This is a genomic window from Sporosarcina sp. P37 (assembly GCF_002109365.1).
Taxonomy (GTDB): domain Bacteria; phylum Bacillota; class Bacilli; order Bacillales_A; family Planococcaceae; genus Sporosarcina.
In genome coordinates this window covers 3,077,437-3,098,148 of the sequence record NZ_CP015349.1, presented here as the reverse complement: position 1 = coordinate 3,098,148, position 20,712 = coordinate 3,077,437, and the positions used below count along the sequence as shown (strand labels likewise).

Annotated in this window: 25 protein-coding genes and 1 riboswitch; of the genes, 1 reads left to right on the top strand and 24 read right to left on the bottom strand. The window is 44.5% G+C overall.

The window, feature by feature from the left end; genetic code table 11:
• Positions 1-26: 26 nt before the first annotated feature.
• The 23 genes from SporoP37_RS15425 to SporoP37_RS15320 form a co-directional block, all read right to left on the bottom strand.
• Positions 27-722, bottom strand: a complete 696-nt coding sequence (locus SporoP37_RS15425; RefSeq protein WP_099662754.1) for a demethylmenaquinone methyltransferase — start codon at positions 720-722, stop codon at positions 27-29.
• A gap of 17 nt (positions 723-739) precedes the next feature.
• Positions 740-1,471, bottom strand: a complete 732-nt coding sequence (locus SporoP37_RS15420; RefSeq protein ID WP_081244518.1) for a heptaprenyl diphosphate synthase component 1 — start codon at positions 1,469-1,471, stop codon at positions 740-742.
• 30 nt (positions 1,472-1,501) lie between these two features.
• A complete protein-coding gene (gene mtrB / locus SporoP37_RS15415; protein WP_081244516.1) occupies positions 1,502-1,723 on the bottom strand; it encodes a trp RNA-binding attenuation protein MtrB in 222 nt (73 codons plus the stop codon).
• A gap of 65 nt (positions 1,724-1,788) precedes the next feature.
• The gene (gene folE, locus SporoP37_RS15410; protein ID WP_081244515.1) at positions 1,789-2,358 is read right to left on the bottom strand and encodes a GTP cyclohydrolase I FolE; all 570 of its coding nucleotides are present in this window, start codon (positions 2,356-2,358) and stop codon (positions 1,789-1,791) included.
• A 176-nt stretch (positions 2,359-2,534) separates the two neighbouring features.
• Positions 2,535-2,807, bottom strand: coding sequence for an HU family DNA-binding protein (locus SporoP37_RS15405; protein ID WP_037561579.1), 273 nt, complete (start codon positions 2,805-2,807; stop codon positions 2,535-2,537).
• 214 nt (positions 2,808-3,021) lie between these two features.
• Positions 3,022-4,500 carry a stage IV sporulation protein A gene (spoIVA, locus tag SporoP37_RS15400; protein WP_081244514.1) on the bottom strand — a complete coding sequence of 493 codons (1,479 nt, stop codon included), beginning with the start codon at positions 4,498-4,500 and terminating at the stop codon, positions 3,022-3,024.
• A 99-nt stretch (positions 4,501-4,599) separates the two neighbouring features.
• Positions 4,600-4,758, bottom strand: a complete 159-nt coding sequence (locus SporoP37_RS17125) for a hypothetical protein (RefSeq protein WP_155961380.1) — start codon at positions 4,756-4,758, stop codon at positions 4,600-4,602.
• A gap of 2 nt (positions 4,759-4,760) precedes the next feature.
• Complete coding sequence (locus tag SporoP37_RS15395; protein ID WP_081244513.1) at positions 4,761-5,474, bottom strand: hypothetical protein; 714 nt, start codon at positions 5,472-5,474, stop codon at positions 4,761-4,763.
• A 3-nt stretch (positions 5,475-5,477) separates the two neighbouring features.
• On the bottom strand, positions 5,478-5,690 hold the full coding sequence (locus SporoP37_RS15390; RefSeq protein ID WP_369821941.1) for a DUF2768 domain-containing protein: 213 nt from the start codon (positions 5,688-5,690) through the stop codon (positions 5,478-5,480).
• 11 nt (positions 5,691-5,701) lie between these two features.
• On the bottom strand, positions 5,702-6,721 hold the full coding sequence (locus tag SporoP37_RS15385) for an NAD(P)H-dependent glycerol-3-phosphate dehydrogenase (protein WP_081244511.1): 1,020 nt from the start codon (positions 6,719-6,721) through the stop codon (positions 5,702-5,704).
• Between the two features lie 26 nt (positions 6,722-6,747).
• On the bottom strand, positions 6,748-8,058 hold the full coding sequence (der, locus tag SporoP37_RS15380; protein ID WP_085431386.1) for a ribosome biogenesis GTPase Der: 1,311 nt from the start codon (positions 8,056-8,058) through the stop codon (positions 6,748-6,750).
• A 130-nt stretch (positions 8,059-8,188) separates the two neighbouring features.
• Entirely contained in the window at positions 8,189-9,337 is a 1,149-nt protein-coding gene (rpsA, locus tag SporoP37_RS15375) for a 30S ribosomal protein S1 (protein ID WP_085431385.1), read from the bottom strand.
• An 80-nt stretch (positions 9,338-9,417) separates the two neighbouring features.
• Positions 9,418-10,002 carry a lysophospholipid acyltransferase family protein gene (locus SporoP37_RS15370; protein ID WP_081244506.1) on the bottom strand — a complete coding sequence of 195 codons (585 nt, stop codon included), beginning with the start codon at positions 10,000-10,002 and terminating at the stop codon, positions 9,418-9,420.
• Complete coding sequence (gene cmk, locus SporoP37_RS15365; protein ID WP_085431384.1) at positions 9,999-10,676, bottom strand: (d)CMP kinase; 678 nt, start codon at positions 10,674-10,676, stop codon at positions 9,999-10,001. Before cmk ends, SporoP37_RS15370 begins: the two co-directional genes overlap by 4 nt.
• Positions 10,677-10,752: 76 nt before the next feature.
• Positions 10,753-11,394: a flagellar brake protein gene (locus SporoP37_RS15360; protein ID WP_158233624.1), complete on the bottom strand. Its 642-nt coding sequence runs from the start codon at positions 11,392-11,394 to the stop codon at positions 10,753-10,755.
• 69 nt (positions 11,395-11,463) lie between these two features.
• Positions 11,464-12,747 (bottom strand): PepSY1/2 domain-containing protein, encoded by a 1,284-nt coding sequence (locus SporoP37_RS15355; RefSeq protein WP_085431383.1) that lies wholly within the window; start codon positions 12,745-12,747, stop codon positions 11,464-11,466.
• A gap of 24 nt (positions 12,748-12,771) precedes the next feature.
• Positions 12,772-13,569 (bottom strand): spore cortex-lytic enzyme, encoded by a 798-nt coding sequence (gene sleB / locus SporoP37_RS15350; protein WP_085431382.1) that lies wholly within the window; start codon positions 13,567-13,569, stop codon positions 12,772-12,774.
• Positions 13,570-13,653: 84 nt separating this feature from the next.
• The gene (gene prsW, locus SporoP37_RS15345; RefSeq protein WP_081244501.1) at positions 13,654-14,346 is read right to left on the bottom strand and encodes a glutamic-type intramembrane protease PrsW; all 693 of its coding nucleotides are present in this window, start codon (positions 14,344-14,346) and stop codon (positions 13,654-13,656) included.
• A 74-nt stretch (positions 14,347-14,420) separates the two neighbouring features.
• On the bottom strand, positions 14,421-15,383 hold the full coding sequence (locus SporoP37_RS15340) for a YpdA family putative bacillithiol disulfide reductase (protein WP_081244500.1): 963 nt from the start codon (positions 15,381-15,383) through the stop codon (positions 14,421-14,423).
• A 28-nt stretch (positions 15,384-15,411) separates the two neighbouring features.
• A complete protein-coding gene (locus tag SporoP37_RS15335; RefSeq protein ID WP_158233625.1) occupies positions 15,412-16,176 on the bottom strand; it encodes a metallophosphoesterase in 765 nt (254 codons plus the stop codon).
• A 108-nt stretch (positions 16,177-16,284) separates the two neighbouring features.
• Positions 16,285-16,590 carry a hypothetical protein gene (locus tag SporoP37_RS15330; protein WP_081244498.1) on the bottom strand — a complete coding sequence of 102 codons (306 nt, stop codon included), beginning with the start codon at positions 16,588-16,590 and terminating at the stop codon, positions 16,285-16,287.
• A gap of 147 nt (positions 16,591-16,737) precedes the next feature.
• Positions 16,738-18,177: a RecQ family ATP-dependent DNA helicase gene (locus SporoP37_RS15325; protein WP_081244497.1), complete on the bottom strand. Its 1,440-nt coding sequence runs from the start codon at positions 18,175-18,177 to the stop codon at positions 16,738-16,740.
• Positions 18,177-19,205 (bottom strand): YpbB family protein, encoded by a 1,029-nt coding sequence (locus SporoP37_RS15320; RefSeq protein WP_081244496.1) that lies wholly within the window; start codon positions 19,203-19,205, stop codon positions 18,177-18,179. The genes SporoP37_RS15325 and SporoP37_RS15320 overlap by 1 nt, the downstream gene beginning before the upstream one ends.
• 111 nt (positions 19,206-19,316) lie before the next feature.
• Here SporoP37_RS15320 and SporoP37_RS15315 point away from each other — a divergent pair, with 111 nt between their 5' ends.
• Positions 19,317-19,574, top strand: a complete 258-nt coding sequence (locus tag SporoP37_RS15315; RefSeq protein ID WP_081244890.1) for a ferredoxin — start codon at positions 19,317-19,319, stop codon at positions 19,572-19,574.
• Between the two features lie 232 nt (positions 19,575-19,806).
• Here SporoP37_RS15315 and SporoP37_RS15310 read toward each other — a convergent pair whose 3' ends face one another.
• Positions 19,807-20,388: an ECF transporter S component gene (locus tag SporoP37_RS15310; protein WP_085431380.1), complete on the bottom strand. Its 582-nt coding sequence runs from the start codon at positions 20,386-20,388 to the stop codon at positions 19,807-19,809.
• Positions 20,389-20,577: 189 nt separating this feature from the next.
• Positions 20,578-20,712, bottom strand: a riboswitch (FMN riboswitch).

Sequence of the window (20,712 nt, the reverse complement as noted above, 5' to 3'; positions counted from 1 at the left end):
CCCTATTACCTTCTCCCGTGTACTCATTATTTGTATGCGATATGGCCCGCCGCCGCACCGCCACTGTAAGACTTATACGATACTTCCTGATAGCCGGCCTCGACAAACAGCTGTGCCAGCTCTTTCATGCTAGGGAAATCATTTGCCGATTCCTGGAGCCATGAATATTCTTTATAGCTCTTTGCAAAGAGTTTACCGAATAACGGCATAATATACTTAAAATAAAAACGAAATGCTTGTCGGTAGACAGGGATTTTCGGCTGGGAAGTCTCTAAACATACTGCCATGCCGCCTGGTTTCAGCACACGGCGCATTTCCTTCAGAACAGTCAGGTAATCCGGAACATTACGAAGTCCGAACCCAATCGTTACGTAGTCAAAAGAGTTGTCGGGAAAAGGAAGTGCCATCGCATTCCCCTGAACCAGCGTAAGATTTGGGTAAGGAGCTGTTTTTTCTCTCCCTGATTCCAACATATTGGCACTGAAATCCAGACCTGTCACTTCACCTGACGGCCCTGCTGCTTCAGCCAGCGCAACTGTCCAGTCTGCTGTTCCGCAGCAAACATCCAGAGCTTTTGCTCCCGGACGAACATTCATGCGAACCATAATATCATTTCGCCATTTTATGTGCTGATTAAAACTGATTACGGAATTCATCTTATCATAGTCTGCCGAAATTTTTTCAAAGACGTTATGAACTTTTTCTTCTTTTGAGACCGCCACAGTTCGCCCTTCTTTCTTCATTTCTGTTTACTTTCTTCTTGCTTCGTCATTTTTTGCAATTCGTCCAGTACGGATTTATGTAAATAAAAGCTTTGCCCTACTTGTTTTTCCAGCTGTTGTCCTAGCTGACTGATCCAATATTGCGTATCATTGTCATCCGGCACCAAGTGCGGGAATTTCATCTGTCCCAAGTTTTGCCGCTTGCTGTCGAGCAGCCACATGTAAGGAAAGAATGTTTCGGCGATATGCGTGTAGCGGCTAAAGCCGAATGTCTCAAAAAATTCCACAATACACGCACTTTCCACTTCAGTAATCAGCTGCAGTCTTTCCTCAAACGTTGCCGGCGGTGTCTGCAGAAGTGTTGTTTTGCATTCATTGACTCTGCCGATAGCGGCTGATAATGAACGAATGAGATGGAAATTAGGGATCGACGCCAATAATTTATAATGGATACCACTAAAGTGATCACCCGCAAGAACCATCAATTGCTGCTCTTTGGATGATGCATCCGCGATATCGATTTGATCATGGACATCAAAAGCCGTATGGATGGCACCAATCGCCAAGGCAGCTGTCTGCATTTCGTCCGACCACTGTTCACCGTTAAGCATAGGCAGCAGAAGCAGCGCGGCTTTTCGTCTGTCAATCGGCGCATGCCCTGCGTCCTGTTCGACTACTGGCTGATAAATCGCACGTCGCAGGTTTTGTATATAATTGTCGACTTGGTCAGTGAGTCCTTTTATCTCCATCAGTAAGCTCCATTCCCGTGAGTTGTACGGTCATTCTTTTTCTTCGCTTGTAATCACTCCATGCGCCGTGTGAATTTCGGCTTCTCCCCGAATTTTAATAGCGGATGTATGCTCGGTAAACTGCGCGATCATGACTTCTCCCCTATCTAACTTTTCGGTATGGTGAAACTTTGTGTCATTGCCTCTGGTGAGACCGATGACATTCACTCCATCTTTTTTCGCTTTGATAATCAGATAATCCGGTTGTGTCATTTTCGCATCTCCAGTCTATATATAGTCCTAATGATAGCATACATATCCGGCGCTCGGCAAAGACCTCAATTTGATTTTATAAGAGATAAAATTTCAGCGCGTTTGACATCATCATGCTCATAGATTCCTCTGGCAACCGTCGTGATCGTTTTAGCACCCGGTTTCTTGATTCCGCGCATCGTCATGCACATATGCTCCGCTTCAATGATGATATATACACCGTATGGATTGAGCTTTTCCATCATCGCATCCGCCACCGTGGACGTAATGCGCTCTTGCAGCTGCGGACGGCGGGCTGCTGTCTCCACGGCACGCGCAAGTTTGCTTAGACCCGCAACCACTCCGTCCCGCGGAATATATGCTACATGTGCTACACCGAAAAAAGGCACCAGGTGATGTTCACACATTGAATAAAACGGAATATCTTTAACTAACACGACTTCATCGTGATTTTCATGAAATACCGTGTCAAAATATTCTTTTGGATCCTTAGTTAATCCTTCAAATACTTCCTGATACATTTTCGCGACACGTTTAGGCGTGTCAAGCAGCCCTTCACGATTCGGGTCTTCGCCTATGGCTTCCAGAATCATTGTGACGGCCTGTTCTAATTTATTGATATCTTTTTCATTCATGACAGTATGTCCTCCTTATAGGAACAAAACCTATTTCACCAAAATACTAGCACATTCCGTTCATTCCGTATAGTTAGTTGTACTTCTTATGTATTCCGCCAAAAAACGGAAAGGAGTCCATCCATGGCCATCTGATTGACAGATTTGCTGGACGGACTCCTATGTAAAATCTCTAATTATTTTACTGCGTCTTTAAGTGCTTTACCTGCTTTGAAAGCTGGAACTTTACTTGCAGCGATTTCGATTTCTTCACCTGATTGTGGGTTACGTCCTTTACGTGCAGCGCGCTCACGAACTTCAAAGTTTCCGAAACCAATCAATTGAACTTTATCACCGTTAGCAAGAGTCGATTGAATTGTATCGAATACAGCTTCAACAGCTTTAGTTGCGTCTTTTTTTGTTAGACCTGCCGCTTCTGCTACAGAGTTAATTAATTCTGTTTTATTCACACCGTTCACCTCCTCTCAAAGGGGATGCTATTGCTGTTAACACTGTAAAAAGAGTAACATAAGAAAAACGGCGGTGCAACAATATTATCATGCTTTTCCTTTATTCGCGGCATTTCAAGGGATTTTCATAAGAATGCATAGAAAAAAGACCCGTTTTCAACGGATCTTTCATCATGCAGCCTATCCCATTTCATAAGAATTCGGCTTGATTACATCAAACAATAAAGGTGATCATGCCCTTATTCCCGTCATTCACCATTTGTTCAATCGTCTCCCGCAGGCGTTTTCTAGCGCGGTCCGGAACTGCGGCAGTCTTAAATCGGATACTTTCTTTCATGACCTCATGAAGCGGTGTGCCGAATAATTGTGTTTCCCACAGCGCATCCCGGTCATGCAAGTAAGCATTTTTCAACTCTTTCAGCAAGTGATGGCTATGGAACTCAGAACCGATCAGCGGGGCAAATTCCGCTTCCATGTCAATTCGGATAATGTGAAGCGACGGCGCTTTTGCCTTCATTTTCACACCGTAGAATGTGTCTTGTTTAATTAATTCCGGCGCAGTCGGCTGGAAATCTTCTATGGACGGCAACGCTACACCATAGCCCGATTTTTTTGCTGTATCGATTGCTTCCGCATACAAGTCATAGGACTTTTTCGCTTTTACTGCTTCCTGGATAAAAACCAGCCAATCTTTTTTCGAACGCATTTCCGTACCCATGAATTCCTCACATACCGCAACAAAAGCTTGTTCATCCATGTCAATCTTGACGATGGCTCTGCCTTTGCCTGCGTCCACTTCAATTACTTCAGCCTGTCTGACGAATTCTTCTTCCTGCAGCAGCTCCGCAATTTCCTGCACTTTACGAATCTTGGATACACCAAGGAAGCCGTCCTGAATCAGCTGATCAATTCGCGCATTCAGTTTATGGCTGTCTCCAAGCTCCTCCATCCAGTCAGGACGCTGCAGTTCAATGTCGGTGATTGGAAATTCATATAGTGCTTCCTTGAGGATCAGCTGGATCTCTGCTGCATTCAGCTGATCTGCACTGATGGCAATAACCGGTACTCCATACTTTTCATGCAACTGCTGTTTCAGTTCCAGCGCCTTCTCATGGGCAGGCATTTTGGAGTTTAATACAATGACAAACGGTTTGCCGATTTCCTGAAGCTTAGATACAATTTCTTTCTCCGCAACTTCCGCTGCAGCTCTTGAAATATTGTTCACTGTGCCGTCAGTCGTCAATAAAATACCGATCGTCGAATGATCTCGGATGACCTTGTCTGTACCAATCCGAGCCGCTTCCTGGAACGGGATTGGTTCATTGTGCCAAGGGGTATGAACATATTTCGGCCCATCCTCATCCTCATAACCTTTGACGCCGTCAATGACGTAGCCGACACAGTCAGCTAAGCGAATTTGGAATTCAAGTTCTCCATCCCCGATTGAAACGCTTGTTCCTTGGGCAGGTACGAATTTAGGTTCTGCAGTCATAATTACGGGACCTGGTGAACTTTGAGGCAGTTCGTCTTGTGCACGAATCCGATCGTTGGCATCCGTCATGTTCGGAATAACAACTTCCTCCATGACTCGTTTGACAAAAGTGGATTTCCCTACTCGAACAGGGCCTACCACACCTATATAAATGTCGCCGTCTGTTCTTCTAGCTAAGTTTTCGTATAATTCTTCTTTCATCATTAGCCCTCCTTTTTCTCCGCATAGTAGCTTATGAAATAGAAAAACGTTTCATGCATGGATGCAAGAAACGTTTTTGGGTAATGTAATTATTTTTAGTTAATACTTTGTGCCAATCCCTATTTCAGACGAATAAGGGATGCCTTCAAAATGCCCGCCGTCAGCCCGCCGGACAGCAAGTGCGAAGGCATGCCCCGCTTTGACCAGCGTCGGGATTTTGCCGAAATCGCAGAAGGAAACAGCAAAGGACCGGTTCACTGTTATTTCTTCATAAACACCGGCTCGTTGTTTTCATCCACTGTATACGGCATGGAATATGCCGGGAGCACAAGGGAGTTCTCGTACAGCAGATAGCGTATATCTGTGCCCGGTTTGATTTCAGGCTTTTGCTCCATCAGGATTTTATTGAGGTCGATGGAATAGTCTACGTAGAAGTTTCCATCGCCGCCTACTACGATAGGCAAATGTGCATCAGAGTATGGGCTTTCTACTGTCAGCGGCTCTTTGAAGCCCATTTTCTTAAAATCTACCGCATACACATTTTCGCCGACCGGGTCCAGAAACGGCAATTCACCGTTGATGAATTTACGAAGGTTTAGGTCGCGAAGTTTCTCAGTGATCCGCAAATCTACCAATTTGACCGTCGGGTTTTCCTCTACATCCATGAGGACGTATTGGAAGATGCCTCCGTTTTCAAAAGCATTGGACGGGATCTTTTCTGTGAAGTCCGGTACTATTTTGGAGAACTCGATAGGATACTTTATGTATTGATCGGTTTCCTGATCGCGTGTTTTAATCGGCAACAGTCCCCCCGATTGTTCTTGATAGCGTTCTACAGCTTTCTGGACAGTTTCCTGCTGATCAGGATACGGTGTCTCACTGGCCTGCTTCTCTTCAGGCGAACGGCCGCCAAGGCATCCCGACAGCAATAGGCCGCAGATGAGGACTGACAGTATCAGCAATTGTTTTTTCATGTTTTACGCCCCTCCAGTCGGTCCGTTAAATACTAAATAGACCATAGCAAAGAACGATGAAATTAATAATGCATACGCAATAATCGCAAACAGGATACTTACCACACGGTTTTTAATTTTATATCGGCTTGCATAAATCAAGCCCATTGAAATTACCATGAAACCCATTGCGTAAAAAGATAGCCACATTTTATCTAACGAGGACAAAATTGTCACCCTCCTACAGTTTAAATACCGAAAAACGTATCGATTTCTTGTTTCTTTCCACGGCTCATCAATTGATCCACAGCCTGCTTTGGCGGAATGCCTCCAAATAATATGGAGTACAGCGCTTCTGTCAGCGGCATATTCACTTCAAATTGCTGTGCGAGCCGGTATGCCGCTTTCGTTGTGCGGACTCCTTCTATGACCATGCCCATTTCCTCCGTAACCTTCTCAAGAGACTGGCCTTTTCCGAGCAGATTGCCCGCCCTCCAGTTTCTTGAGTGGACGCTCGTACAGGTAACAACCAAATCACCTAGTCCCGTCAGTCCGGAAAACGTTTGTTGACCAGCACCCATTTTCACGCCAAGCCGCGTAATTTCTGCCAGACCTCTTGTGATAAGCGCTGCTTTCGCATTGTCACCGTATCCAAGACCGTCTGAAATACCCGCTGCCAATGCGATGACATTTTTCAATGCACCGCCAAGCTCTACACCAATCACGTCTTTATTCGTGTAAACACGGAAATAATTACTCATGAATAAATCCTGGACACGCTCCGCGGCTGCCATATTGCATGAAGCTGCCGCCACTGTCGTTGGATGACGCATAACCACTTCTTCCGCGTGGCTCGGCCCGGACAGTACGACAATCGCTTCACGCAGCGATTCATCGATCTCTTCTGCAATAATTTCAGAAATTCGTTTCAGCGAGTCCGGATCTATTCCTTTGGAGACATGAACAAAGACAGCCGGTTCAGTCAATAATTCTTGTATACTTCTGCATGTTTCACGCATCGCAACAGTCGGCACAGCCAGGACGATGGTTTTCGCATGCTGCACCGCGGTCTTCAAGTCACTTGTCGAGTTAAGGTTCTCGGGCAGTTTCACTTCCGGCAAATACCGGTGATTCGTATGCCGGTCATTGATTTCATCCGCCTGCTCTGCGCGTCTTGTCCAAATCAGGCTGTCATGTCCGTTTTCAGCCAGCACAAAAGCGAGCGCCGTTCCCCAGCTTCCTGCTCCGATTATAGAGACTGTTTCCATTACCTCCACCCTTTCTGTTCTAGTAGTCAGCTTCTTGCTCTCGTAATTAAACGAATCGGCGTCCCTTCAAATCCAAATGACTCACGCAGCCGATTCTGTAAAAAACGCTCATAAGAGAAGTGCATGAGTTCCGGTTCGTTAACAAAGACCACGAACGTCGGCGGCTTAACTGCAACTTGTGTCGCGTAATAAATACGCAGACGGCGCCCTTTATCAGATGGTGCCGGATTTCTTGCCACTGCATCCTCCACCACTTCATTGAGCACGCTTGACTGAATGCGCATCGCATGGTTTTCACTGATCATTTGAATGTTGGAGAATAAAGTATGCACACGCTGCTTTGTTTTAGCGGAGACGAAATGAATGGGTGCATAATCAAGGAATCTGAACTGATCACGAATGTCGTCGATAAAATTATTCATTGTTTTATCGTCTTTCTCCAGTGCGTCCCATTTATTGACTACGAACATGACTCCTTTACCCGCTTCTTCCGCATAGCCGGCGACACGTTTATCCTGCTCACGGATACCTTCTTCCGCGTTCAGCACAATCAATACGACATCTGAGCGGTCAATCGCTTTAAGCGCACGCAGCACACTGTATTTCTCCGTGTTCTCGTAGACTTTCCCTTTTTTTCGCATGCCTGCTGTATCAATGATTTTGAATTCTTGTCCATCCACTATTTTGGCGGAGTCAATCGCATCCGTTGTAGTTCCTGCGATATCACTGACAATCACACGCTCTTCACCAAGCAGCGCATTTACAAGTGACGATTTACCGACATTCGGGCGCCCTATCAAACAGAATTTGATTGACTCATCGTCTTCCTCTTCCAAGTTCATGTCTTTAAAACTCTCTGCCATCGCATCAAGCAAATCACCAAGGCCCAATCCGTGTGATCCGGAAATCGGGTACGGCTCGCCAAATCCAAGTGAATAAAAATCATAAATCATGTCTCTCATCTCTGGATTATCCACTTTATTTACTGCTAATACGACCGGCTTATTCGTTTTATACAGCATACGTGCAACTTGTTCATCTGAATCAGTCACGCCGTCTCTGCCGTTCGTCAAAAAGATAATGACATCTGCTTCATCAATGGCAATTTCCGCCTGCATGCGAATCTGCTCCAGCAGCGGCTCGTCACCAATATCAATACCGCCTGTATCAATCAGGTTAAATTCATAGTTCAGCCATTCTGCTGAACTGTATATACGGTCCCGCGTCACACCGGACACATCTTCTACGATGGAGATGCGTTCGCCTACAATCCGGTTAAAAATTGTCGATTTCCCGACATTTGGTCTTCCTACGATTGCTACTGTTGGTTTTTTCATTTTCTTTCAATACACCCTTCCGACCTATCTTTGAATATTATACACAAAAAGAATGATGATGCATATGAAAGCATCATCATTCTGATTACGCATATTTACGATTTGTGACCAGTTGCACACATTCAAAGAATTATTCTTTAAATTTTTTCAGCTGATCGCCGATGACATCACCAAAAGAGAAGCCGGTAGTTTCTTCAGGCATTTCATAGCTGAAGTTTTCTTCACGTGTTTCTTTTGGTTTGTCAATCAGGTCTTTAATGCTCAACGAAATACGTTTTTCCTGCGGATTGACATCCAATACTTTAACTTGTACGGATTGCCCTTCCTCTAATACTTCTTGAGGAGTGCCGATATGTTCGTGTGCAATACGTGAAATGTGGACAAGGCCTTCCACGCCTGGCAAGATTTCCACGAATGCGCCGTATGCAACCAAACGCTTGACCGTTCCCTCGAGAACAGAGCCGACTTGTGCTTTTTCCTCAATATTTTCCCACGGCCCAGGCAATGTATCTTTAATGGACAGCGACACGCGCTCTGCGTCACGGTCAACAGATAATACTTTCACCTGGATTTCGTCCCCCTCTTTCAGCACATCCGAAACATTTTCGATATGTCCATGGGAGATTTGTGAAATGTGGACAAGGCCGTCTACGCCGCCGATATCAACGAATGCACCGAATGACGCGATTCGCTGAACCGTACCGTCTAGAATGTCGCCTTCTTGAATACCCGAAAGCGCCTCTTCTTTTTTCTGTTCATTCTCTTCTTGAACAACTGCACGGTGTGACAGGATCAACCGGTTCTTTTCCTGATCCATTTCTACGATTTTAAATGTCATCGTACGTCCTTTATAATCATCGAATGACTCGACAAAATAATCTTCCACTAAAGAAGCTGGGATAAAGCCACGGACGCCAAGATCAACAACGAGTCCGCCCTTTACAACATCTTTAACTTCAGTTTCGATAATTTCACCGTTTTCGAATTTCTCTTCCAATGAATCCCATGCGTTTTCCGCATCGACTTGCCGCTTGGACAGCACATACATTTCATCTTCCACTTTTGTAACTGCCAATTGTAATTCATCACCGACTGAGACTGCATCATCTGCTTTTTCAATATGCAGGCTGGAAAGTTCGCTGATCGGAATTACGCCATCAAAAGGAGCGCCTGCGATTTCCACAGTCACCGATTTCTCTTCAACCTTTGTTACTACACCTGTTACGCGTGCACCTTCACCGTATTCTTTCACTTCATCCATATTCATCTCTTCAGTCATATGTAGTCCTCCTCCATAATGAATCTTATCTCTATAGTATGCGAATCTACACACAAAAACAAAAATTTGCTCTTATTCTTTTATTTATGCTGTTCAATTAACTTGGATATTTCAGCCATAATGGCTTCTGTCACTTCTTCTGCTGATGCTTTTCTTTCGCGGTAAGGCGTCATATCCATTGCTTTCCCATATACCACTTTTAATTGGGAAAATGCTTTATACGGTCCAATGATTGCACAAGGGACCACTTTAGCATCCCCTCCTTTTAACGCAAAGAATCCTGCACCCGCCAAACCTTTACCAATCTCTCCCGTCTTGCTTCTGGTGCCTTCAGGGAAAAGACCGACTACCTTTTCGTCGCGCAGCAGTTTAATTGTTTTGCGGAATGCTTCACGGTCACTCATACCGCGTTTCACAGGATACGCCTGCACCCGCGGCAACAGAGTTTTCAGAACTGGCTTCGAGAACAGCTCTTCTTTTGCCATGAAATGAACTGTCCTCGGGCACGTGATGCCAACGATCGGCGGATCCAGATTATCGATATGATTGGTGCATAATAGGACGCCGCCTTCTTTTGGGAAGTTTTCCTGGCCAATAATTTTAATCCGGTAGAGCGGAAAACAAATAGTGCCAATCAGAAATTTGCCAAGCGGATATAAGTTCATTGGGCCAGCCTCTTTTCCGCATACTCAATAATAGAGTTTGTCACTTCTTCTATTGTTTTCCCTGTTGTATCAATTATAATCGCATCTTCCGCTTTTTTTAACGGAGAAATTTTACGTTCGCTGTCCGCCTTATCCCGTTCACTGATTTCCCTTTTCAATGTTTCATAATCTGAAGACATTCCGCGCTGCTGTTCTTCAAGCAGCCGGCGCTCCGCACGTTCTTCAACAGACGCTGTCATAAAGATTTTCAGTTCTGCTTCTGGCAGTACGGACGTGCCAATATCTCTGCCGTCCATAACGACAGAAGATTTTGCTGCCAGCTGCTGCTGTTTAGCCACCAGAAGTTTACGGACAGCTGTCATCGCTGCAATAGCCGAAACATTCGCCGTTACTTCATGCGAGCGTATCGCATCCGTTACATCCGCGCCGTCAAGCAAGACTTTCTGTACTTGTTCACCAGGCTGCAATTCAATATCCGTCTGGCTGATCAGCTGCATAATTTCTTCTTCACTGCGCGGATCTGCTGCGTGTTGAAGCACCTTGAATGTAATGGCCCGATACATCGCACCTGTATCGATATACGTATATCCCAATTTTTTAGCTACTAATTTAGCAATTGTACTTTTGCCTGCCGCGGCAGGGCCGTCAATTGCGATTCTCATTCCACCAGTCATGCTGAAAACCCCTCCATTTACGCCTATATTGTACCATATGCAAAAAGGAAAAGCCTGTTTTCAACAGACTTTTCCTTTAGCTATTTCGCAATTCCAGCTGCCGTTCAAAACAATACCGGATAATATGCTGTCTATCTTTTTCATCAATTTCATTGAAGGCGAAAGAAGTGAGTCTGCGCTTTTCACTTTCCCAGTTTCGGACTACTTTAGCTTTACATGCCACGTATTTGATTTCTGTCTTGGAGAAATACAGCACAATCATTAATTTCACTTCTTCATTCGGAGCAAAATAATCGTGATCTTTCATATTGACCGCCAGTCCGCCGGCACTGATATCCAGCGACACCAGCTGCAAGGCGGATGCATCTGCCTGCAATGCAACGTCGAGCGATGTATCCACACGGACGAACTCTCTTCTTTGAATTTTGATCAATTGCTTATCTCCGGGGTATTTCAGTTTAAGCATAGGGATAGTCCGGTTGACGCGGCTGTGAACTTCCGTACGGAATGCAAAGGACATTTTATACTCGTCCACAAATGTAACCAACAGCTGTGTCCCGTCAATGAAGAAGGCCGTTTTACCGGTTGCCATATTGATGGGATAATCCATCATAAAGTGTTCATCGTCTTCGATATCCACCACCCGGCATTTGAATTTCTCCGATTCCTCTGTATAGTCCTTCTCTATCGTTAATACCGTTCCAATAGTTAATCTCATTTCTCCACCTGCCATTACTTACTATTCCTTCTATTATGTCACGTGGAGTAAATTTTTCCAATCTATTTATTATTGTTTTTCAGTTGTAATGACTTCCAGCGTATCCGTGTCGACAAGAATTTTATACGTCTCTACGTTTTCTTCCCCAGCTACAACGGTCAGATAATATGCAAGACGCTGTTCCAGCTGGCTGTTTTCTACATATGCCAGCTCTTCTTCCATTACAGTGACTTCTGACCTGAAGAACTTATTCCAGTCGACATCCCGGACCGGCTGCGGCTTGAGCTGCTCTTTTCTAATATATTCAGAAGCATCGAGCCCTATAATTTCTCCATTGTCTTTAGCTAATTTGATATGAATTGGATCAGAGAAGACTTTTGCGTTATTGCCGGGATTCACCCGTACATAGACAAAGTGCCAGGCACTGTCATTCTCCCTTGTTTCTTCGAGTACAAGGTCTTTATAATCTGCTTGCTTTAAAAACTGTTCTGCCGATTTCTGCAGCTCTTCATAGGATCTCTGAGGTTCGCCCATCCGGCGCTCAACTAAATAAGACAATACATGTCCGCCTTTTTCCGTGATGTCAATATATCCAATCGAGGAGTTTTCTGCAAATCGAATATGATAAAACGGATAGGGTGCACCTTTTCTGCTTCTTTCCGCAGCAATAATATCATTGGAAACGGCAGGCAATAATTTTTTAAATTTCTGTATCGCTTCTTCTTCAGAAATCTTTTGGTCCTTTAAATTACGGAGTTCTTTTTTCTTTTGCACATCCGATTCACTCGCTGTCAACGGAAATACTGTTTCGGTATATTCCATAACCGTTTGTCCCATCTTATTCCAGTTGGCTTTTCCTTCGGGAGAGTCACGTAATTTTTTTTCCCAATGACCGATTGACATTTTGCCTGACATCAAATCTTTTGTTGCCAGCTGCCATTCACTTGAAAACTCTTCCAGATTGTCTGCCGCACGTTGAATTACTGCGTAATACTCATCAGGATCTCCTTTTTCGGTCGACTGCTTGGCATAGTTCCCCAACCGGCCTAAGTAGTTCATCCAAGAAGTGGAGAAACTTTCATCTACGGGAAGCGACGCAATAGACGTCTTAATGTCAGAGGACAGCCTCCAAATGTCTTCCCTTTCTTTCGCTGAACTTTTTTGATCTTCAAAAAGCAATGATTTTTTTACCGCTTCTTCAAGTTCGCCAAGCTTTTGTGAGGCATCTGTCATACTTTTCGAGTACTGGGTATTCAGTGCAATTGAAAGCTGCTCATTCTCCTGTACAGTTCCGATTGTATAAATCCCCAGTACAATAAATGAATACGTTAGAATAAAAATCATTCGCTTCATAATTCGTCTGCATCCTCCTTTCCATCAATCACAAAAGATGTGTAAACCAATTTTTTTGATCTGCGGCCTTGACCAGATCCATTTGCTCGTGGCGGTTATCGGATTAAAATAATATATCGCATTTTCGGAAGGATCCCAGCCATTGATCGCATCAATTACCGCTTCTTTTGCCCGTTCATTCGGCGTAAGCCAAATTTGTCCGTCTGCAACTGCCGTGAATGCGCCCGGCTGGAATATAACGCCGCCAATTGAATCCGGAAAATCCGGATGCTCGACACGATTCAATATGACTGCCGCAACTGCCACCTGTCCTTCATACGGTTCACCGCGCGCTTCACCGTACACAGCGTTTGCCAGTAAATTGATATCCTGATTGCTATATTTCGGCGGCGCCTGCATTTGTTTTTGAGCTTGTTTTTGCGGGGCACTGCCCTTTTTCACTTGCGATTCCAGCGACTGTCCGCCGTAATACGTAAATTGATTCCCTTTGGCTATTTGTCCTTTCACATATTTTTCATCATAGTCTGTAATTCCCTTCAGCTTTTTTTGCGTACCTTTTCCTGCAATCCCATCCAGCGGCAGACCGTATTGCTCTTGAAAATTACGCAATGCCCAGTACGTGCCGTATCCGAAATTGCCATCGATCTCACCATGATAAAAACCGATGTATTGCAGTCTTGCCTGCAGCTCAATCACGTCATCTCCTTTTGCGCCTTTCGCCAAATCACGGCCACTGAAAGCATCACTGTGACCCGCATAGAAAGAGAACATTAAAATGCCTGCCAATAGTACGAATAAGAAGCGTGAAGATACTCGCTTCATAAACATCCACCTCCAAAAAAATATGCTTCTTTGTAGTTTGTCCAATCTTCAGTATTTTATAAGACAAAAAATCCGTCTGATTGCTCAGACGGATTTTTTTGATTTTATTGAGTTTCTTTTTCTGAATTGCTGCACTGCAAAAGTATGGGCGTATTTCACCCGTGTCAGACCAAACCACCATAGGAACAGCATGAAAGGTATCATCAGATACAGCCAATAATCATAGGAAAATAAAATTGAATTATATAATATGTGAAGCAAAAAAGGAGCAAAAAACGCCATTGCTATCCATTTCGTTTTTTCTGTGACATCTGAGAATTTCGCTTTACCAAAATAATAGCCCATTACAACGCCGAATAACGCATGACTGGAAACAGGCAATAACGCACGAATAAATGCAGTATCTAATCCGAATGTTAATAAATATAAAATATTCTCGACAGTGGCGAACCCAAGAGATACACTTGCGCCGTATAAGATCCCGTCATACGCATCTTCAAATTCTACCGTTTTGTATACCAGTATGAAAATAATTATCCATTTAAAAAACTCTTCCAAACTGCTTGAAAATATGGCATTACGAATAAATTCATTATGAAATACATGTTCTTCTTCAAAGACATGCTGAATAAATAATATCGGGAATGTCATGATCGCACCGTAAATGAACGCATGAAACAGCGTACGCGAAGGCTCTTTTGCAATTTGCTTGCGCAGATACAAATAACTGAAAAGTGCCAGCGCCGGTGCTATTGCAACTGTCAGCAAAATAAACATAGGCGCCTCCTCACGACGCTATTATACCATACTGTATAAAGCAACAGCCGCCTGATCACAGACGGCTGTTTTGTTCATAGATGCTGTTTGATGTGTTTGGCGATCATTCCGCCATGGAAACGTCCATTTTCAATGAATATTTCATTGGCATTATTGCCTGCAGCAATGACACCCGCGATAAATAGATTGTCAATATTTGTTTCCATCGTTTCTTCATTAAAGACAGGGCGTCCTGACACATCGTCGACTTCAATTCCTATTTTACGTAAAAAGTCATGATCCGGGTGATAGCCAATCATTGCAAAGACATAGTCACTCTCTAGGTCAAATATTTTCCCCTGCTGATCCACCGTCACTGCATCTTCCGTGATTTTCGTGACCGACGCATTGAAATACATATCAATATGGCCATTACGCACTAAACTGTCGAACCCGGGCAAGATCCATGGTTTCACACTTTTTGAATAAGAATCATTTCGATAAACGACCGAGACATGCGCGCCTGCACGCTGTAATTCCAATGCTGCATCGACAGCAGAATTTTTACCGCCGATCACTGTCACCTTTTTATTAAAATACGGGTGCGCTTCTTTAAAATAATGAAAGACTGTCGGTAAATTCTCACCTTCGACATGTAAACTGTTCGGCTGATCATAATATCCCGTAGCCACTACGACATATTTCGCATAATAAGCCGATTTATCTGTCGTCACAACGAATCGCCCGTCTTGCCTTCGGATATCCTCCACTCGTTCATGACTGTTGATTTGCAAATTTTCGATTTGGGCGACCGTTCTGTAATAGACTAGCGCATCGTTGCGCTTTGGTTTGTCTATAGCGGTGATAAACGGCGTCTTGCCAATCGATAATTTACTGCTCGAACTAAAAAATGTTTGGTGAGTCGGATAGTTGTAAATCGAATGAACGATATTCCCTTTTTCAATTACCACTGCCGACAGTCCAATATTTTGCAATTCAATTGCCGCAGACAAGCCGCAAGGGCCTCCGCCGACAATTATTGCATCTGCACAATTCATGACATCTACTCTCCTTATTTCTTGCTGCCTAGTAGCGAATCTCCACTACATGGCATTCTGGTTTTGCACCCAGCCGCAGCGGCAGCATAGTTGTTCCATAACCGTTACTGATTAATTTCGCGCTGTCCGCTGTTTTTTGGAAACAGCCAAGATCCTGCATTCCCCATGGCCCAAAACGTATTTGACCGCCGTGCGTATGCCCGGCAAGAGAAAGTGCCGGCTGCAGCTTTCCTTCAATCTTCCTGAGCAGCGAAGGATTATGGACTGCAAGTATCAGCTTTTCATATCCGGCTGCTGAGTCAGCCGCCTTATCAATTTCCACCGGGCCGTTGTTCGGGTCCTGGAGTCCGCATATCCCCCAGCGCGGATGATTCGGAATCGGTGCAGTGCTGTCGACCAAAACCGTACCGCCAGCCTTTTTTACCGCACGTAAAATATTCGGCACACCGACTTCCTGATCGTTGTTGCCGAAAATATAAAACAGCGGAGCAACAGCAGACAGCATGCGCATATTCCTTTCGACTCGTCCGACCGGCACGCCTTTTTCTGCCGCGTCCCCGCCCACTATGACTGCATCTATGGAACGTGTGCGCAACTCTTCGATCAGCCGCTCAGGCAGCCGGCGCCTATGGATGTCTGAAATAAAAAACACCTGCAATATGTTAGTTGCGGATGAATCAGCTGTCAGCGTATGTGTCAGCACACGGTTTCGATGGGCCAGTGTAAACATATAGGCCATCATGGCGACGGCTGACGAGAGAACCGATAAACCTGCAATGCGTACCTTTTTCATTAGACAGCTCCCATAGAAAAAAGCAAAGTGCATGCTTTGCTTTTCAGTAATAAAATTCATTTGTAGTATAGCAAGATTTCATGTAATTCCATAACCATTTCACTCGGTTTATGCAGCCGGGAAATAGCAGTCAGCTGTTGCGGGATGAAAGCCGACAGAGAGCTCGACTTTTTCAACGGGCACCTGATCCGGCACATCCGGGGAATAGAGATCGGACAGTACATACAACAAAATAACAATAGGAATTAATGTAAAAATCGCCAGGAAAATATTAATGATCTTCACCTGGCCGTATTTTTCCACTTTCTTTTTCTCGTGAAGTTCCGCACGTGAAGGGAGTTTATGAGCAGAAACTTTTTCTTTGATCTCTTTTCGATGCTGTTCAAAATCTGTTTTATACTGATTAGTTAACATAAATAATTTCTCCTTTACACCGCATAATGTCTGTTGCTATTATATGATGCAATTCGTTCCTTCATCCTTAAAAAGCGCGTACATTTATAAGCTTATCTTCTTCTATTATGCCGAATTTTGTCTTAAAAGTAAATACAGACTGCCTTCTTATCCCAATAAGCTGTGTAATCGTTCCCGCCACTGTAATGGTTCTGACACTTGTTTCGGCGGAGAATCCGGCATATTCAGCCAAGTGTCGTCCAAGTTCTGACAATTGGAACAGCAATCGGCTTCTGCGGGGAGAGCATTTTCGCCAAAAAATCTTACAAGTGTGTTCCGCAGACAATTTTCACTAGTAACGTAGCTCTCCATTTCGGCAATTTGTTTTTCCTTGTTTTGAAAAATCCGCTGAATTTGACAGACAACATTTTCTGTGTCGAATTCTTCGAAATAATAATCCAGCAAGCGGGCTGAGACTTCTGTTAACCCTGCTTGTTCAGCGGCCGCCTGCGCATCTGTGCCCGCTTGCATAAGCGAATGATAATAGCGGATTTGCTGTTCGTCCGGAAGATCGTCATAAACGATAAACTTTACTTTTTGGATGTCGCGTTCACTGTATAAAAGCGTAGCGGCGGCCTTTTTGCCATCACGTCCCGCACGGCCTACCTCCTGAATATATGCACTTGGCGCCGCCGGAATATGCTCATGAATGATTTGCCGAATATCGTCTTTATGGATGCCCATGCCAAATGCATTCGTCGCGCAAATCCACTCAAGCTCCCCTTGTACAAATTGTTCCTGTATGATGGACCGTTCATCCTGTTCTTTACCGCCGTGATAGCTCGCCGTTCGAATGCCTCGTTCTCTTATGGCTGCTGCCAGTTCATCTGCCCGCTTTCTGGAGGCTACATAGATAATTCCGGGACCGATTGTCGCAGAGAGCCGTTCAATGATCCACTCGGTCTTTGCCGCCTCTTTCTCCATATGTACGACACGGTATGAAATAGCCGGCCGATCAATCGGCTGACGTTCAATATGCGGTTGTCTCATCTGCAGATAGGATGTGATGTCTTCAATGACTTTTTCATTGGCGGTCGCCGTCAGCGCAAGAACAGGCGGCCGTGCCGCATCCGAAAACAGTTCCTTTAAACGTAAATAATCAGGACGAAAGTCAAACCCCCATTCCGAAATGCAGTGCGCTTCATCGACTACATAAAATGCGATGTGCAACTTCCTAACGAGCTGCTGAACCGCAGACTGCATCATCATTTCTGGCGATAAAAAGATAAATTTATATTGCCCTAGCGCTGCAAGAGCCATATCCTTTTCTTTCCTGGATAAAAAAGAGTTTATCGCAACGACACGCTTCTCTTTGTGCTTTCGTAAATTAGCGACCTGATCCTCCATTAGTGCGACGAGCGGAGAAATAATAACTACTGCACCTTCAAGCATATAGGCTGGTAATTGATAGCAAAGCGATTTCCCCATGCCTGTCGGAAAAATTGCCAGCGCATCCTTTCCGGCAAGTAATTCAGTAATGACCTCCCGCTGCCCAGGACGGAATGAATCATAGCCAAATCGCTGTTCAAGCACTTCCTGAAGTTTCATCAGCTATCTCTCCTTCCAATGATGACAATCAGCCGCAGCTGAAAATAAGAAAGCTCGGGACAGCGTTCTTTTAAAAGACGCAAACGCTTTGTCTGCAGCTGATCAATTTGCTGCCAGACTGCCTCGATCTGCTCATCCGTAACAAATTCCAAATAAGGGAAATCATATACGTTAGCAGCCATTTCAATAAAATGATCTTCTATTGTGCTTAATTTCAAGTGACGCAAGGAAGCTATTTGCTCTACCGAATAACCATGCTCAAACAGTTTCCTTGTTCTTTCGGCAGACTGTGTCAGATATGTATCCACTCTGCACCCGGCAGCCAGCTCCGTAAGTAATGGAAAATCTTCCTGCACCGAAATAAAATCAAGCACAATATGTAAGGCCTCCAGATAATAAAGTTGCACCGTCATGACGGGGAGTTTGAAACTTTCAGCCATCTGCTCCCATGTGTATGCAGTTACATGGTGTCCTGTCAGACGTCCGCTGACAATCGTGCACTGCAGCTCCGACAGCTTGGCGTCCGTCATCGACCGCTCCAATTCTGTACGTAAAGCTTCTGCCAGTGCGTTTATTGGAGCCGGCTGATTGCGTAAAAGCCCCTTAATGAACTGCTGGACAGGCAATTCTTTTTGAATTGGCATAAACATCGTTTCGCCGTTTCTCAGATTCGACAGCGTTTGCACTAAAAGTGCCAGCCGTCTGCCGAACTCTCTTTCACGCCCCCTGTAGTCCCAGCCATTAAACCGCCACAATTCACTTCCCGTCGCTATTTGTCCCTTCGCCGTCACATAAACAAGAATATCAATATACAGATACCCTTCTGACACAAGCCGCTCCACAGCCAGCTGAAAATCGCTTGCGGATAAGCCGGGCAGCAGTCCATAGTATGATTTAACTTGATAATATTCGACATCCTGCAACGTCTGGCCGGACCGTTTTCCGCGCAGAATATGAAAGACTCCTTGTGCGGAACGCTCGCCATGCATGCGCTGAAAGATCGTTAATAAGACAGAATCAAAACTCAAATGTGCTCACTCCTGAAGAAATAACGTTTTATTGTTGAAAAGTGATGAAAACAGCTTTAGAATAGAGTAGGTACAAAAAAGGTAGAGTGAATGGAAGAAGGGAGAAAGACAATGTCTAGCAAAAAGTATACGATTGTCGATCAGGATACATGCATAGCTTGCGGCGCTTGCGGGGCTGCTGCACCCGATATCTATGATTATGACGATGAGGGGATTGCATTTGTTATTTTAGATGATAACACGGGAAACACTGAAGTTCCAGAAGAACTGATGGAGGATCTTGAAGATGCGTTCGATGGCTGCCCTACGGATTCAATTAAAATTGCGGATGAGCCCTTCGAAGGCGATCCTTTAAAATATGAAGATTGATTCAATCCCAACAACACTTCCTGCTATTGGATGTGTTGTTTTTCTTTGACTGGATTAACCAGAGAGAATGCAAGCGGACATCGGCAGAGCATTGGCGCATCAGGAGATACGCGCTCTATGAAGCTGTATTGAATTTTTCTTGCGCGTCCATCCTTTGCTGCGATTTTCCGCTTTCCTTTACGCACAAAAACGCCAGTCTCTTTTTAATTCAAGGAGACTGGCGCTTATTTGTTTAGAACGATAATTTCTTTTGCTGCTGGAGAATCCACTTCTCCATGCTTCTATATAACATTAACGTGATGGCTAATAACATGGCACCCTTGACCAGGTTGAACGGCAGGATTCCTAATATGATCATCTGATACAGCGAGTCGCCAGTAACTGCTGGCATACCCAGGAAATATGTGTACATCGGCAAGAACACCAAGTAATTCAATGCGCTCATACCTACTGCCATTGCCACCGTACCGGCGATTAACCCTGCAGCCAGACCTTTAGCAGAACGATACTTCATAAAAATCCAGTAGATCGGCATAATGAACAATACACCTGTTGCAAAGTTTGCGATTTCACCTACCGGCACACCAGTCGGGCTTCCCTGCAAAAACCAGTGCATGACGTTTTTCAATAATTCCACGCCAATTCCTGCAGCCGGACCCATCGTCATGATTGCCATGACAGCCGGAATTTCACTGAAATCAATCTTTAAAAATCCGGGCATTGCCGGGATCGGGAAGTTGAACTGCATCAATACAGTCGAGATGCTCCCGAGAATTGCCACCAATATTAACTTGCGTAACTTCTTGTTATTCACTTGTTCCTCTCTCCTTTTGCGATTCACTTCAAAAGAGGAAAGGCTTGCTCATCCGTTGTTCTGCAAAAAATCCCTAAAGCAAAAATGCTTTAGGGAGAGTAAAATGCGCTTTTAATAACAGATAATATATAGATCATTATCCGTCAGAAATCAAGCACCACTTTTGCGTACACAAAAAGATGGCTGCACCTTCACCTTCTCCCATCCAGACTATACTGTCGGCTCCGGAATCTCACCAGAATCAGCTGTTAAGCTCGCGGGCTAAAAATAGAAAACTATTTCATTTCCGCCGGTCGGGAATCACACCCTGCCCCGAAGATGAAT

Excerpts from the sequence above, each read along its gene's own strand:
- SporoP37_RS15325 (WP_081244497.1), bottom strand. The coding sequence starts at position 18,177 with ATGAAACTTCAGGAAGTGCTTGAACAGCGATTTGGCTATGATTCATTC.
- spoIVA (WP_081244514.1), bottom strand. The coding sequence starts at position 4,500 with ATGAAAGAAGAATTATACGAAAACTTAGCTAGAAGAACAGACGGCGAC.
- SporoP37_RS15335 (WP_158233625.1), bottom strand. The coding sequence starts at position 16,176 with ATGAAAAAGGTACGCATTGCAGGTTTATCGGTTCTCTCGTCAGCCGTC.
- sleB (WP_085431382.1), bottom strand. The coding sequence starts at position 13,569 with ATGAAGCGAGTATCTTCACGCTTCTTATTCGTACTATTGGCAGGCATT.
- mtrB (WP_081244516.1), bottom strand. The coding sequence starts at position 1,723 with ATGACACAACCGGATTATCTGATTATCAAAGCGAAAAAAGATGGAGTG.
- prsW (WP_081244501.1), bottom strand. The coding sequence starts at position 14,346 with ATGTTTATTTTGCTGACAGTTGCAATAGCACCGGCGCTGGCACTTTTC.
- SporoP37_RS15355 (WP_085431383.1), bottom strand. The coding sequence starts at position 12,747 with ATGAAGCGAATGATTTTTATTCTAACGTATTCATTTATTGTACTGGGG.
- folE (WP_081244515.1), bottom strand. The coding sequence starts at position 2,358 with ATGAATGAAAAAGATATCAATAAATTAGAACAGGCCGTCACAATGATT.
- SporoP37_RS15315 (WP_081244890.1), top strand. The coding sequence starts at position 19,317 with ATGTCTAGCAAAAAGTATACGATTGTCGATCAGGATACATGCATAGCT.
- cmk (WP_085431384.1), bottom strand. The coding sequence starts at position 10,676 with ATGACTGGTGGAATGAGAATCGCAATTGACGGCCCTGCCGCGGCAGGC.
- der (WP_085431386.1), bottom strand. The coding sequence starts at position 8,058 with ATGAAAAAACCAACAGTAGCAATCGTAGGAAGACCAAATGTCGGGAAA.
- SporoP37_RS15395 (WP_081244513.1), bottom strand. The coding sequence starts at position 5,474 with ATGAAAAAACAATTGCTGATACTGTCAGTCCTCATCTGCGGCCTATTG.
- SporoP37_RS15360 (WP_158233624.1), bottom strand. The coding sequence starts at position 11,394 with ATGAGATTAACTATTGGAACGGTATTAACGATAGAGAAGGACTATACA.
- SporoP37_RS15330 (WP_081244498.1), bottom strand. The coding sequence starts at position 16,590 with ATGTTAACTAATCAGTATAAAACAGATTTTGAACAGCATCGAAAAGAG.
- SporoP37_RS15370 (WP_081244506.1), bottom strand. The coding sequence starts at position 10,002 with ATGAACTTATATCCGCTTGGCAAATTTCTGATTGGCACTATTTGTTTT.
- SporoP37_RS15385 (WP_081244511.1), bottom strand. The coding sequence starts at position 6,721 with ATGGAAACAGTCTCTATAATCGGAGCAGGAAGCTGGGGAACGGCGCTC.
- SporoP37_RS15340 (WP_081244500.1), bottom strand. The coding sequence starts at position 15,383 with ATGAATTGTGCAGATGCAATAATTGTCGGCGGAGGCCCTTGCGGCTTG.
- rpsA (WP_085431385.1), bottom strand. The coding sequence starts at position 9,337 with ATGACTGAAGAGATGAATATGGATGAAGTGAAAGAATACGGTGAAGGT.
- SporoP37_RS15420 (WP_081244518.1), bottom strand. The coding sequence starts at position 1,471 with ATGGAGATAAAAGGACTCACTGACCAAGTCGACAATTATATACAAAAC.